The 12795-nt window shown below is 70.7% G+C and carries 12 protein-coding genes; 2 read left to right on the top strand and 10 right to left on the bottom strand.

Going from position 1 to position 12795, the window contains the following annotated elements:
• Positions 1 to 13 precede the first annotated feature (13 nt).
• The 3 genes from OHS71_RS15675 to trhA all read right to left on the bottom strand — a co-directional run bounded on the left by OHS71_RS15675 (position 14) and on the right by trhA (position 3073).
• Positions 14 to 643: a TetR/AcrR family transcriptional regulator gene (locus OHS71_RS15675; RefSeq protein ID WP_443046959.1), complete on the bottom strand. Its 630-nt coding sequence runs from the start codon at positions 641 to 643 to the stop codon at positions 14 to 16.
• A 5-nt stretch (positions 644 to 648) separates the two neighbouring features.
• The gene (locus tag OHS71_RS15670; RefSeq protein ID WP_328480001.1) at positions 649 to 2250 is read right to left on the bottom strand and encodes a DHA2 family efflux MFS transporter permease subunit; all 1602 of its coding nucleotides are present in this window, start codon (positions 2248 to 2250) and stop codon (positions 649 to 651) included.
• A 109-nt stretch (positions 2251 to 2359) separates the two neighbouring features.
• A complete protein-coding gene (gene trhA / locus OHS71_RS15665; RefSeq protein ID WP_328480000.1) occupies positions 2360 to 3073 on the bottom strand; it encodes a PAQR family membrane homeostasis protein TrhA in 714 nt (237 codons plus the stop codon).
• A 309-nt stretch (positions 3074 to 3382) separates the two neighbouring features.
• Here trhA and OHS71_RS15660 point away from each other — a divergent pair, with 309 nt between their 5' ends.
• Positions 3383 to 5206, top strand: coding sequence for a phosphoenolpyruvate carboxykinase (GTP) (locus tag OHS71_RS15660; protein ID WP_328479999.1), 1824 nt, complete (start codon positions 3383 to 3385; stop codon positions 5204 to 5206).
• A 229-nt stretch (positions 5207 to 5435) separates the two neighbouring features.
• Here OHS71_RS15660 and OHS71_RS15655 read toward each other — a convergent pair whose 3' ends face one another.
• The 7 genes from OHS71_RS15655 to OHS71_RS15625 form a co-directional block, all read right to left on the bottom strand.
• On the bottom strand, positions 5436 to 6038 hold the full coding sequence (locus OHS71_RS15655) for a hypothetical protein (protein ID WP_328479998.1): 603 nt from the start codon (positions 6036 to 6038) through the stop codon (positions 5436 to 5438).
• Positions 6025 to 7563 (bottom strand): vWA domain-containing protein, encoded by a 1539-nt coding sequence (locus tag OHS71_RS15650; protein WP_328479997.1) that lies wholly within the window; start codon positions 7561 to 7563, stop codon positions 6025 to 6027. Before OHS71_RS15650 ends, OHS71_RS15655 begins: the two co-directional genes overlap by 14 nt.
• Complete coding sequence (locus OHS71_RS15645) at positions 7560 to 8729, bottom strand: toxic anion resistance protein (protein ID WP_328479996.1); 1170 nt, start codon at positions 8727 to 8729, stop codon at positions 7560 to 7562. Before OHS71_RS15645 ends, OHS71_RS15650 begins: the two co-directional genes overlap by 4 nt.
• 13 nt (positions 8730 to 8742) lie before the next feature.
• Positions 8743 to 9807: a substrate-binding domain-containing protein gene (locus OHS71_RS15640; protein WP_328479995.1), complete on the bottom strand. Its 1065-nt coding sequence runs from the start codon at positions 9805 to 9807 to the stop codon at positions 8743 to 8745.
• Positions 9808 to 9924: 117 nt separating this feature from the next.
• The gene (locus OHS71_RS15635) at positions 9925 to 10053 is read right to left on the bottom strand and encodes a hypothetical protein (RefSeq protein WP_328479994.1); all 129 of its coding nucleotides are present in this window, start codon (positions 10051 to 10053) and stop codon (positions 9925 to 9927) included.
• A gap of 128 nt (positions 10054 to 10181) precedes the next feature.
• The gene (locus OHS71_RS15630) at positions 10182 to 10613 is read right to left on the bottom strand and encodes an SCO4983 family protein (RefSeq protein WP_328479993.1); all 432 of its coding nucleotides are present in this window, start codon (positions 10611 to 10613) and stop codon (positions 10182 to 10184) included.
• A 118-nt stretch (positions 10614 to 10731) separates the two neighbouring features.
• Positions 10732 to 11943 carry a pyridoxal phosphate-dependent aminotransferase gene (locus tag OHS71_RS15625; RefSeq protein WP_328479992.1) on the bottom strand — a complete coding sequence of 404 codons (1212 nt, stop codon included), beginning with the start codon at positions 11941 to 11943 and terminating at the stop codon, positions 10732 to 10734.
• Between the two features lie 125 nt (positions 11944 to 12068).
• Between OHS71_RS15625 and OHS71_RS15620 the strand changes: the two genes are divergently transcribed.
• Positions 12069 to 12713, top strand: coding sequence for a hypothetical protein (locus tag OHS71_RS15620; protein WP_328479991.1), 645 nt, complete (start codon positions 12069 to 12071; stop codon positions 12711 to 12713).
• Positions 12714 to 12795 lie beyond the last annotated feature (82 nt).

Here is a 12795-nt window from a genome sequence, read left to right as displayed (position 1 = left end):
AGGGGCGCCGGTCTCAGGGTTTCCGCCGGGGAAGGCCTTGTTCCAGGACGTTCAGTGTGCGCACGAGCAGGTCCTCGAAGTCGTCCTGGTGGCCGTGCTCGGCCCAGTACATGGACGTCTGCATCAGGCCGCCCACGAGGGACATCGTGTAGACGCGGACTTCCAGGCTGTCGGGGTCCAGGCCGGTGCGCTCGCCGACCGCGAGGCTGAACATCCGGCCGGTGACCGACATGCTCTCCATCATCCGCGAGCGCACCGCGGGCACCTGCACCATCAGGCGGGTGCGCAGCCGCGCGACCTCCAGATCGTCCTGGAGGCCCATGCGCAGGGCCTTGAGCATCACGTAGCGGACGGTCTCCGGCCATGGTTCGTCCGCCGGGCGGGCCTGTAGTTCCCGCATCAGGATCGGGTCCCACTCGTCCGTGAGGACGATGTCCTCCTTGGTCGGGAAGTAGCGGAAGACGGTCGACGGCGACACCTCGGCGCGTTCGGCGATCTGGTCGATCGTCGTGGCCTCGTAACCCTGCTCCCCGACCAGCGCGTAGGTGGCGGTGCGGATGGCCTCGCGGGTCTTGATCTTCTTGCGCTCGCGCAGACCCGGCTGGGGATGCTCGGCGGGAGGGTTGGTGTGTGCGGCCGTCATGGGGCTCATTGTCGGGCATCGGCCGAGGGGGTGACCAAGCCGGCACCGGCGTCCCCCGGCCCGGCGTCCCCCGTGGAGGTGTCCTCGGCGCCGACGCCCTCGGCCTGCGGTCCCGTCGGCAGGAACGCCGCCGCCAGCAGTGCGGAGGCCAGGGCGGCGAGCCCGCACACCAGCATGACCAGGCTCATGCCGTGGACGTAGGCGGCGTTCGCGGAGGCGGCGAGGTCCGGCAGGTTCGTCCTCTCGGCGATCACCCGGGCCGCGACCACCGAGTCCCCGGCCGTGTCGGCGGTCCCGGCGGGCAGGCCGGTGACGTCGAGGCGGTCGCGGAAGGTGCTCGCGAGCAAACTGCCGAGCAGGGCGATGCCGATGGCTCCACCGACCTGGCGCAGGGTCATCAGCAGGCCGGAACCGCTGCCGGCGCGGTCGGAGGGCAGGGTGCCCAGGGCGCCGGCCATCGCGGGCACGATCGAGAAGCCGAAGCCGAACCCGACGATCGACAGCCACAGCGCGGTGAAGCCGTACCCGGAGTCGACCGTCGTACGGCTGCCCAGGAGGGCGGCGAAGGCCAGCACCACCAGGCCCGCGCTCACCACGGCCCGCGCCCCGAACCGTTCCACGACGGGTTGCGCGGCCCGGGCGGCGACGATCAGACCGCCCATCATCGGCAGCAGCCGCACGCCGGTGCCGAGGGCGTCGTTGCCGAGGACGGCCTGGAGGTACTGCGGCAGGACGAACAGCAGGCCGGACAGCACGAACATGAGGAGGGTCGCCGCGAGCGTGTTGAACAGGAAGCCGCGGTGGGCGAGCAGTCCCATGTCGAGCATGGGCCGCTCGGCCCGCCGCTCGCGCAGCACCAGCGCGGTGATCAGTACCACGGCCGCCGCACCGGTACCCAGCACCAGCGGGTCGCCCCAGCCGCGGGTGGGCGCCTCGATGATCGCGTAGATGAGTGTGCCGAGCCCGCCCGCGGTGAGCGCGGTGGAGACGACGTCGACCTCGGGGGAGGACGGGTCGCGGGTCTCCGGCAGCAGGAACACGCAGGCGGCGATGCCGATCGCGGCCATCGGGATGTTGATGAGGAAGACCGAGCCCCACCAGAAGTGGTTGAGCAGCCAGCCGCCGATGATCGGTCCGAGCGGCAGCCCGAGCGTCGAACCGGCGGAGACGATGCCGACGGCCCTGGTGCGCTCCCCGGGTGTGAACAGCGAGGGCAGCACCGACAGCGCGAGCGGGGTGACCAGCGCGGCCCCGACGCCCATCACGGCGCGGGCGGCGATCACCGCGTTCACGTCCTGGGCGAGGGTGCCGACCAGCGAACCGGCGAGGAAGATGCCGAGCCCGGTGATCAGCATGTTCCGCCGGCCGAAGCGGTCGCCGAGCAGACCGGCCGGGAGCATCAGGGCGGCGAAGACGACGACGTACGCGTCCGCCATCCACTGCTGCTGACCGGTGTCGGCGCCGAGCTGCCCGGCCATCGTCGGGAGCGCCACGTTGAGGATCGTCGTGTCGAAGCCGAGCGTGAGCATGCTGGCGACCAGGGCGCCGAGGGCCCACCAGCGGCGGGGGTCGGACCCCGGTGCTGCGGAGTTCTTGAGAGTGGCCATGAAATGAGAGTAGCTTTCAAATGATGGCCAATGTCAATATCGAGCGTTCTGAGGGCATGAAAAACGGCCACGGCTCGAGAGCCGTGGCCGGGATGTCAGGAAAGGGGTGCTATCCGTGCTGGTACGCCACCAGGGAGATGCCGACGTAGTGCACGACGAACGCGGCGAGGGTCAGGGAGTGGAAGACCTCGTGGAAGCCGAACCAGCGCGGTGAGGGGTTGGGGCGCTTGATGCCGTAGATCACGCCGCCCGCGCTGTAGAGCAGCCCGCCGACGATCACCAGGACCATCACGGCGATGCCGCCCGCCCGCATGAAGTCCGGGAGGAAGAAGACGGCCGCCCACCCCATCGCGATGTAGCAGGGGGTGTACAGCCAGCGCGGGGCGCCGACCCAGAAGACCCGGAAGGCGATGCCCGCGACCGCGGCGGCCCAGACGCTCCACAGCAGCCACCGCCCCTTCGACTCCGGCAGGAGCAGCAGGGTGAGCGGTGTGTAGGTGCCCGCGATGATCAGGAAGATGTTCGCGTGGTCGAGTCTGCGCAGGACGCCGTCCATCCGCGGGCTCCAGTCGCCCCGGTGGTAGAGGGCGCTCACCCCGAACAGCAGGCAGGCCGTCAGGGCGAAGATTCCGCAGGCGACGCGGCCGCGGGTCGAGTCCGCCAGGGCGGTGAGGACCAGTCCGGAGACGAGGGCGGCCGGAAACATGCCGAGGTGCAGCCAGCCGCGGAGCTTGGGCTTGATCTCTTCCGACAGGGAGTGCGCGACGGGCGCGGGGCCGGCGGCCTGCGAGTCCGTGGGCGCGTCGGGGACGGGCGCTGTCATGGGCGAATCGTACCTACGGAACCGTAGGTTACGCGTCAGTACGACGAGCCCGAAGGGGAAGAGTGGCCATCGTCTCACGGGTGTTCGTCAAAGGATGTTCGGCTGAACGCCATGTGGACGCAAAACGTCGCCTCTAAGCGTGGCCATCCTCACTCCGCTCACCTGTGAGGCCCTCTGGACAGATGGGCGGTAGCATCGGATGATCAAATGAGTGCGGTCGACACCGGATGAGCGCCAAGGTCATCAGAAGCATCCGGGTCGCAGCCCCCACGGGGCCTCCAACACAAAATCCCTCATTTAGGAGCAATCGTGGCGCGCGACATCGCGGCTCCCCCCGTCATCCCCACCCAGCACCAGGAACTCGTCTCCTGGGTGAACGAGATCGCCGAACTGACGCAGCCGGACAACGTGGTCTGGTGTGACGGATCCGAGGCCGAGTACGAGCGACTGTGCGACGAGCTCGTCGACAAGGGCACCTTCAAGAGGCTCGACCCGGTCCAGCGCCCGAACTCCTACTACGCCGCCTCCGACCCGACGGACGTCGCCCGCGTCGAGGACCGCACCTTCATCTGCTCCGAGAAGGAGGAGGACGCCGGCCCGACCAACCACTGGAAGGCGCCCGCCGAGATGCGGGAGATCTTCGCCGGTGAGAAGGGCCTGTTCCGCGGCTCCATGCGCGGCCGCACGATGTACGTCGTCCCCTTCTGCATGGGCCCGCTGGGCTCCGACCTCTCGGCGATCGGCGTCGAGATCACCGACTCCGCCTACGTCGCCGTCTCCATGCGCACCATGACCCGCATGGGACAGCCCGTGCTGGACGAACTCGGCACCGACGGGTTCTTCGTGCGTGCCGTGCACACGCTCGGAGCGCCGCTGGCCGAGGGCGAGGCCGACGTCCCGTGGCCCTGCAACACGACCAAGTACATCTCGCACTTCCCCGAGAGCCGCGAGATCTGGTCCTACGGCTCCGGCTACGGCGGCAACGCCCTGCTCGGCAAGAAGTGCTACGCCCTGCGCATCGCTTCGGTGATGGCCCGCGACGAGGGCTGGCTCGCGGAGCACATGCTGATCCTCAAACTGACCCCGCCGCAGGGCGAGTCGAAGTACGTGGCGGCCGCGTTCCCGAGTGCCTGCGGCAAGACCAACCTCGCCATGCTGGAGCCCACCGTCTCCGGCTGGACCGTCGAGACGATCGGCGACGACATCGCCTGGATGCGCTTCGGTGAGGACGGCCGCCTGTACGCCATCAACCCCGAAGCCGGCTTCTTCGGCGTCGCACCCGGCACCGGCGAGCACACCAACGCCAACGCGATGAAGACGCTGTGGGGCAACTCGGTCTTCACCAACGTGGCGCTCACCGACGACAACGACATCTGGTGGGAGGGCATGACGGAGGAGACTCCGGCCCACCTCACCGACTGGAAGGGCAACGACTGGACTCCGCAGTCCGGTACGCCCGCCGCCCACCCCAACGCCCGCTTCACCGTCCCCGCCGCGCAGTGCCCGATCATCGCGCCCGAGTGGGAGGACCCCAGGGGCGTGCCGATCTCGGCGATCCTCTTCGGCGGCCGTCGCGCCTCCGCGGTCCCGCTGGTGACGGAGTCCTTCGACTGGAACCACGGCGTCTTCCTCGGCGCCAACGTGGCCTCCGAGAAGACCGCCGCCGCCGAGGGCAAGGTCGGTGAGCTGCGCCGCGACCCGTTCGCCATGCTGCCGTTCTGCGGCTACAACATGGGCGACTACATGGGTCACTGGGTCGACGTCGCCAAGGGCAAGGACCAGGCGAAACTCCCGAAGATCTACTACGTCAACTGGTTCCGCAAGAACGACGCGGGCAAGTTCGTGTGGCCGGGCTTCGGCGAGAACAGCCGTGTCCTGAAGTGGATCGTGGAGCGTCTGGACGGTCACGCCGAGGGCGTCGAGACCCCGATCGGCATCCTGCCGACGAAGGAGGCCATCGACACCAAGGGCCTCGCACTCGACGACGAGGACCTCGACCTCCTCCTCACCGTCGACAAGGAGGTCTGGCGCGAGGAGGCCGCCCTGGTCCCCGAGCACCTCAACACCTTCGGCGACCACACCCCGAAGGAACTGTGGGACGAGTACCGCGCGCTGGTGCGGCGCCTGGGCTGACACCCGCCCCGACAAGACTCCGCGGTCGGCACGGATGGCCCTGACCAATGATCGTCACGGCCGGCCGCGGTGCGGTACGGCGAAGCCGCGCACAACGGCGTACGCGGCTCTGGGTCTGTCGTCTGCTTCCCGTCCGCCCCGACGGGAAGCAGACGACAGACCTTCGCTCCGTGCTTCCCGGATGCCCTTCGTCGCGCCGGCCGCGCGGTCGCCCGTGCCCCCGGGGCGACTACGGTGACCGGTCCTCCAAGTAGCGGGTATGTGATTCCTGGCGTCTGGCCTCCGTCTCGCGCAGCTCCGCCGTCAGCCGCTCGGCCTCCTCCTGGAGAAGGGTCAGCTGGCGTTCCAGGTGCCGCTCCGGCGGTTCCTGGCCGGGGGTCATCCGCGTCCACCAGCGCGTCCGTACGAAACTGTCGACGGCCTCGGGCAGATCCTGCCGTACGGTCCGCGAGAGCGTGTGGACGCCCTCCGGGTCACGGGCGAGGATCTCGGCCACCCAGCCGGGCTCCAGCAGCGCCGCCAGCAGGCCGGTGAGTTCGGTGAGGCGCCCGGCCGCCGCCGGGGGCAGTTCGACCTCCGCGAGATAGCCGCCGAGCCGTTCGAAGTCGCCGCGCACCTCGTCCAGCTGGGCCGACGCGTCCGGGAAGTCCGGCAGGGGCGGCCGCTCGGGCGGGGCGACCAGCGCACCGGCCCCGTACAGACCGGCGACGACCACCGGCCAGTACGGTCCGGCGACCCCGGTGAAGGTCAGCACCAGGCCGACCAGCCCGCCGGCGCTCCCGGCGATGTTCTTACGGGACTCCAGGTACCCGACGAACCTACTGGTAGCCACGGATCTCCTCGAAGGCGCCGTCCAGCGAGCCCTGCTGGGCGTCGAAGAGTCGGCCGCCGGTCAGCTCGGCGATGTGCTCCAGTTCCGAGCGGTCGGAGTCCCCGAAGAGGACGGTGAAGACGGGGACCTGTTTCCCGGCCGGAGCCAGGTCGTCCCGGTAGAAGGCGTCGAAGTCGCCCGCGTCGTCGCCCTGGGTGTTCTCGCCGTCCGTCATCAGCACGATGGAGGTGAACGTGTCCCGGTCGCTGCCCAGATGGGTGTAGGCCCTCTCCAGCGAGGTGTAGATCGCCGTCCCGCCGTCGGCCTCGAGCTGCTCGCCGTCCGCGCGGATCGCCGCGATCCCGGCCTTCGGGTCGGCGGGGCTGACGACATGCGTGGTGACGCGCTTCACGTCCGACCCGAACGGCATCAGCGTCACCTCCTCGCGGTCGCGGAAGTCGCCGGTGAGGTCGGCCAGGGCGTCCTTCAGACGGCTCAGCCGGTCGCCCTCCATCGAGCCGGAGGTGTCGAGGACGTACACCGTCCGCGAGGGCCGGCGCAGGTCGTTCTCGTAGGCGTCGAGCAGCCCGTCGGCCACCGAACGGCTGCCGGGGAAGGGCAGTTCGCGCCGGCGCGTGCTGTCGAGGCCGGCCGCGGGCGGCACCGAGGCGACGACCGGACGGCGGTGCGTCCTGGTGGTGATCAGCCGCTGGACGGCCTCCGTGCGCAGGGCGTCGGTGACCCGCTTGACGTTCGCCCGGGTGGTGGCGTCGGTCGCGGTCAGGGAGGAGAGCGGGTAGTCGGCGGTGACGACGCCGTCCGTGGGACGGATCACCGTCAGCCCCGGGATGCCCTTCAGGACGGACTCGTAGTTGAGCAGCGCGTCGACGTCGCCGCGCCGGGTGTACGCGGCCGCCAGCCAGCCCGACGACCCCGACGTCAGCTGCTGCCCCTTGAAGAACTCCCTCAGCCGCGGGGTCGCCTTGCCGACGTCCGCGTCGGTGAGCGCCGACTGGGCCCCCGAGAGCGCCGAGGCGACCGAGATCAGCGTGGCGAAACCGGAGTGGGAGCGGGCGGGATCGGTCATGCCGTAGGTGAGCTTCCCGTCCTGGACCGCCTGCTCGATCTGCGTCCAGGTGACCTGGCCGGCCTTCCAGCCGAGGGCGTTCAGGCGGGCGGTCCGCACGCCGAGGGCCACCGGGCTCGACATGATCGGCGTCTGTGAGACCACCTTCTTCGCCGCTTCCGGGCGCAGCCGCAGATAGGCGTCGGAGGACAGCCACAGGGCGTCGTACTTCCCGTCGGCGCCGCCCTTCGCCAGCAGGTTCACGGCGTCCAGGGTGCCCATGTAGGTGGGCCGGACCTTCACGCCCGTGTCCTTGCGCACCTGTTCCAGCACGGACGCCATGTCGCTCAGCTCGCTGGAGGCGAGGATCCGCAGGGTGCCGGGCTCGGCCGCGGCGGGGTCGTCGGTGTCGCCGTGCCGCGCCGTGCAGGCGGTCAGGACGAGAGCGAGGGCCGTCACGGCGAGGAGGGAACGTCTCATGCCGGCCCGCCTTCCAGGGCGCCCCGCGAGCGGCTGCGGTCCAGGTAGCCGCTCGCCTCCTGGAGCTCGGCCGTCAGGTTCTCCACGGTCACCGCCATCGCCTCGGTCGCCTGCACCTTGTAGGTGTCGATGGCGTCGAGGGTGCGGTAGATCTGCTGGAACGCGGACCGCAGGGTCTCCGCGCCGACCGCCGGGTCGGCGGCGATGCGCTGGATCTCCCCGCTCTGGGTCGCGAGCATCTCCGCGTTGCCCCGGATGAGGTCCTCCGTGGTCCCGCGCAAGGCCTTGACCTGCTCGATCACCTTCTTCTGGTGGTCGAGCGCGGAGGCCAGCATGACCGAGATGCGCAGCGCCGCGACGGTGGTCGTCGCGGCCCGGTCGACGCCCTTGATCAGCTCGTCGTTGTTGCGGCGTACGACGTCCATGGCGAGGTAGCCCTGCGCGCAGACCGCGAGCTGGGTCAGCAGGTCCTGGTGCTTCTGCCGGACCGGGAAGAGGACGTCGGCGCGCAGGTGGTCGGCCCGCTCGGGGTCGGTGGCCTCGGCGGTGGCGATCCGCTGCCCGACCGCCGAGTCCAGGGCGTCGGTCAGGACGACGTACTCCTGGAGCTTGCCCATCGTCTCCCAGAGGCGGACCCGCTCGGTCTGCAAGGCGGCGTTGTCACGGCGCAGTTCGTCCTGGCCGCCGCGCAGCGAGCCAACGATCCTGTTGAGGGTGCCCTGTGCGGAGGCGTACTTCGCCACGTGGTCGCGCAGCTTGTTGCCGCCCGGCAGACGGGACAGGAACTTCCGTCCCCTGGACGCCGGCAGGTCGCGGGGGTCCAGGTCCTCGACCACCCGCCGCAGCTCCACGAGCGAGCCCGCGACCTGCGACTGGGCGTCCCCGCCCTTGTCGGGCAGGCTCCTGATGGTCCGCTCCAGCATGCGGTTGGACTGCGCGGCGGCCGTGCGCATCTCGCCGGCGCCCAGCGCGGTGATCTCGCCGACCTTGCCGGCGAACTCGGGCGAGCGTGCGTCGAGGGCGGCGAGCCCCTCGACGTACGCGGCCGCCTTCGAGGCCATGTCCGTACGGACGGAGTCGTCGACGGGGACGAGTCCGCCGGCCTTCTCGCGCGGCACGGCGGCGACGGCCTCGGGCGGCGTGAGGGTGAAGGTGTCTTCTGTCATCTGCTGTCTCCCCCTATCCGCGCGCCCGTCGCGCCAGCTCGTGCAGCACCGCGGAGGTGGGCACGGGCGCCTGGCGGACGCCGGTCAGTTGCTGCTTGAGGTAGGTGGTGGCCGAGGCGAACTCGGCGGCGACGCCCTGCGGACGGAACCCGTGCCGGATCTCCAGCCTGCGCACCTGCGGGTCCGTGGACAGGAGCCGGGCGAGAGCGCCACCGTTCTCGGTCAGCGGTACGGCGGTGTGGTCGCTGTTGACGGTGGTGTCCGGGTAGAGCACGACGAGGTCGTCCGGCTGCTGCCCGTCCGCCAGGAGCGAGGCGACCTGCGACTCGTAGACCAGGACGAGGGGGTTGCCGGCGCCGCTGACGAAGTCCCGGAAGGCCGCGTCCGTGCTGGACTGCTGGGCGCCCTGGACGCTGACCAGCTTGTGCAGCAGGGGCGCCGTCCGCTCGACCTCGGCCTGGCTCGCGACCACCTTGCCGCCGTTGGCCACGTAGGACGTGGCGGCCAGGTAGAGGGCGCCGGAGCTGGAGGTCTCCGGATCGGTGCTGGACAGGTAGAGGGTGCCGGTCAACTCCCCGTACTTGTCGGCGCCCTTGAGCTGCTGCCAGGTCCGGTCGGCACGGGCCGCGGCGAGATAGGCGTCCATCCTCAGCGTGCCGCGGTGCTCGGCGTCCAGCGTGGCCAGGCCGTTGCCCGCGAGCACCCCGGCGGCGTTCTTGTGCGCCACGACGACGAGCGGCGAGTAGAAGGGGCGGGGGAGGGTCCCCCGCACCGCGTACTTCGCGGCCAGCTCGGTGGCGGGCGCCTGGCTGGAGGGGAAGGCGAGGTCGTACCCCTTGAGGTCCAGTCCCTCCATGGCCCAGGACCCGGAGGTCTCGGCCTCGACGGTGTAGCCCTTGGCGGCGAGGGCCTTCACCACGTCAGGGTCGGTGAAGAACTCCGCCTTCTCCGACCCGATCACCATCCGCACGGTCTTCGTTGCCGTGCCCTTGTCCTCATCGCTGCGGCCCGCGACGACGGCGACCACCACACCCGCCGTCAGCAGCACCGCGAGGACGATTCCTGCGATTCGTCTCACAGGGGGAGCGTGCTCGCGGAACCACACATTCCCGGGTGGTCCGGGTGAACGGGGGGTGAAGGAGGTGACCCGGAACGCAACGGGAGGGGGAGGTTCCTGTTGCCGTGTGACCGCCGGTCAGCCGGTCCGGTCACCGGCCTTGCCGTAGCGCCGGAAGCCGTCGGTCTCGGCAGTCCGGGCCCCTTCGGGCCCCTCGGCGTAAGCCCCGGGTCGTTCGGCGATCGCACGCGTCTTGGCGTGGTCCATGCCGATGTCCGCCTGCCACGGAGAAAGATGGCGCCCGGTCCGCGCGTCGCTGCGGGTGCACGCGGACCGGGGCCGTTCATGGTCCCGGAGGGAAGGTGCTCACCGGGAGGGTGGCCCCGGTGAGCGGTTCAGCCGGCGGTGCTCAGTTCCTTCTGCTCCACGAGGGCGGCGGTGTGCGCGTCCATGCGCCGGGCCGCGAGGATCGCCGCCGCCGTGTCCGCGCGGGAGGCGGCGACGAGGAGGGCACGGCCCGCCAGGGCGTGCGCCCGTTCGTGCAGGATCGCGGGGTGCGGGTCCGCCGGGCCGGCGGTGGGGGTCGAGCGGACCGGAGCCCGCCCTCCCCGCAACCGGCTCACCTGCTGTGCGAGCCCTGCGGCCGCGGTGTCCAGGTCGGCGGACGGTGCCGCTGCGCGCAGCTCGTCGGTGACGGCGAGCAGCGCCGCGAGATGGGCTGCGAGCTGGATGTCCAGTTCTTCCTCGCGGGAGCGGTGAGGGAAGTCCGAGGGTGTGCCGGCCATCGTCGTGCTGTGGACCGACTTGGTGCGGATCGGCTCGTACATACGGATGGCCTCCTGTGCTGTCAGGAAACCATCCTAGCTTAGATCTCGTCTAAAGTTGAGCCGTGCATCGAGCCGCTGCCAGGGCCCGTGGCCCCCGGCAAGATCCGAAAGAGCGGCCCTAGGGCTGGCCGTAGCCGTCCAGGAAGCGGGCGATCCGGCCTACCGCGTCCCGCAGATCCGTCGCCGTCGGCAGGGTGACCACCCGGAAGTGGTCCGGCTCCGGCCAGTTGAAACCGGTGCCCTGGACGACCATGATCTTCTCCTGGCGCAGCAGGTCCAGGACCATCTGCCGGTCGTCCTTGATCTTGAAGACGGCGGGGTCCAGGCGCGGGAAGAGGTACAGCGCCCCCTTCGGGCGGACGCAGGTCACGCCCGGGATCTGCGTCAGCAGCTCGTACGCCGTGTCCACCTGTTCCTTGAGCCGCCCGCCCGGCAGCACCAGGTCCTTGATGGTCTGGCGTCCGCTGAGCGCCGCCACCACGCCGTGCTGACCCGGCATGTTCGCGCACAGCCGCATGTTCGCCAGGATCGTCAGACCCTCGATGTAGGAGTCGGCGTGCGCGCGCGGGCCGGAGATCGACATCCAGCCGACGCGGTAGCCGGCCACCCGGTACGCCTTCGACATGCCGTTGAAGGTGAGGGTGAGCAGATCTGGGGCGACCTTGGCGGTCGGGGTGTGGACGGCGCCGTCGTAGAGGATCTTGTCGTAGATCTCGTCCGAGCAGACCAGGAGGTTGTGCCGGCGCGCGATGTCCGTGAGCCCCCGGACCATCGCCTCGTCGTACACCGCGCCCGTCGGGTTGTTCGGGTTGATGATGACGATCGCCTTGGTGCGGTCGGTGACCTTGCGCTCGACGTCCGCGAGGTCGGGCATCCAGTCGGCCTGCTCGTCGCACCGGTAGTGCACGGCGGTGCCGCCGGAGAGCGAGACGGCGGCGGTCCACAGCGGGTAGTCGGGGGCCGGTACGAGGACCTCGTCCCCGTCGTCCAGCAGCCCCTGCATCGCCATCACGATCAGCTCGGAGACGCCGTTGCCGATGAAGACGTGCTCGACGTCCGTCTCGATGCCGAGTGTCTGGTTGTGCATCACGACGGCCCTGCGTGCGGCCAGCAGGCCCTTGGCGTCGCCGTAGCCGTGCGCCGTCGAGACGTTGCGGAGGATGTCCTCCAGGATCTCCGGCGGGCAGTCGAAGCCGAAGGCCGCCGGGTTGCCGGTGTTCAGCTTGAGGATGCGGTGACCAGCCGCTTCCAGGCGCATCGCCTCCTCGAGAACCGGACCCCGGATCTCGTAACAGACGTTGGCGAGCTTGGTCGACTGGATCACCTGCATGTCTGGGAGCTTACGGCCCGGTATCGCGTCAAGGGGCGTGTTTTCCGCCACGTGAGACGGGTGATTTGGATGGGTATCGCCGATGGCTGTCCCAGGAGACCCACCTGTCCCTACAATCCGCGGCCATGTCCAGGCCAGCTGAGAGCGGCACGCCCCGGGTGCGGCCGAACGTGTACCACCCCCACGCCGACACCGATCCGTCCTCGTACGACCGGTACGCCGATCCGGCGGCGGCCCACGGCTGGGAGAACGCCTACGACGAGACGACCGAGCTGCCCCGGGTTCCGCCCGTCCAGGGCGAGGGCGGCGGGCGCGCGGCACGCCGGCGCGCGACCAGGCGGGCGGGTGGGGCGCGTTCGCGCCGGGTGACGGCCGTGGCCGGGGCGGTGGGTGTGGTGGCGCTGGCCGCGGTGGTGGCGGGAGTGTCCTTCTCCGGCGATCCGGCCGGCGGCCGGCGGGGTGAGGGCGGCCGGGCCGAACAGGGTGGGCAGACGGGGGCGGGCTCGGCGCCGGGCGGCACGGCCGGTCCTTCCGGGGCGCCGACACCCTCCCCGGGTGGTTCCGTCAGGTCCGTGCGGCCCTCGCCGTCCGCTTCGGCCGGGGGGACGCCCTCCTCCGGGGTGACGGCGTCCGCGACCCCCTCCGCCGTGTCGTCGGACGGTGCCGCCACCGGTGGTCCGACGGACGCCGCTCCCTCCGCCGGGGCGTCCAGGCCCGGGAAGGGCAACCCCGGGAAGGGGCGGGGGTCCGGCAAGAAAGGCACGCCCTAGGCCGGGGCGCCCCGTGGATCCCGGCCCCGGCGGCTGAAAAGCGACCCTTGTTCTCTCCTCTTCATGCACTAACAATGCGCAT

The sequence above is a fragment of the Streptomyces sp. NBC_00377 genome (genome assembly GCF_036075115.1).
Lineage (GTDB): Bacteria > Actinomycetota > Actinomycetes > Streptomycetales > Streptomycetaceae > Streptomyces.
Note: the sequence above shows the minus strand (reverse complement) of the source record. Positions and strands in the feature narration are given on the sequence as shown.

What these genes read in the sequence shown, in the direction of transcription:
- OHS71_RS15645 (WP_328479996.1), bottom strand. Translation starts at nt 8,729, where the DNA reads ATGACAGAAGACACCTTCACCCTCACGCCGCCCGAGGCCGTCGCCGCC.
- OHS71_RS15630 (WP_328479993.1), bottom strand. Translation starts at nt 10,613, where the DNA reads ATGTACGAGCCGATCCGCACCAAGTCGGTCCACAGCACGACGATGGCC.
- OHS71_RS15635 (WP_328479994.1), bottom strand. Translation starts at nt 10,053, where the DNA reads ATGGACCACGCCAAGACGCGTGCGATCGCCGAACGACCCGGGGCTTAC.
- OHS71_RS15675 (WP_443046959.1), bottom strand. Translation starts at nt 643, where the DNA reads ATGACGGCCGCACACACCAACCCTCCCGCCGAGCATCCCCAGCCGGGT.
- OHS71_RS15650 (WP_328479997.1), bottom strand. Translation starts at nt 7,563, where the DNA reads ATGAGACGTTCCCTCCTCGCCGTGACGGCCCTCGCTCTCGTCCTGACC.
- OHS71_RS15670 (WP_328480001.1), bottom strand. Translation starts at nt 2,250, where the DNA reads ATGGCCACTCTCAAGAACTCCGCAGCACCGGGGTCCGACCCCCGCCGC.
- OHS71_RS15625 (WP_328479992.1), bottom strand. Translation starts at nt 11,943, where the DNA reads ATGCAGGTGATCCAGTCGACCAAGCTCGCCAACGTCTGTTACGAGATC.
- trhA (WP_328480000.1), bottom strand. Translation starts at nt 3,073, where the DNA reads ATGACAGCGCCCGTCCCCGACGCGCCCACGGACTCGCAGGCCGCCGGC.
- OHS71_RS15620 (WP_328479991.1), top strand. Translation starts at nt 12,069, where the DNA reads ATGTCCAGGCCAGCTGAGAGCGGCACGCCCCGGGTGCGGCCGAACGTG.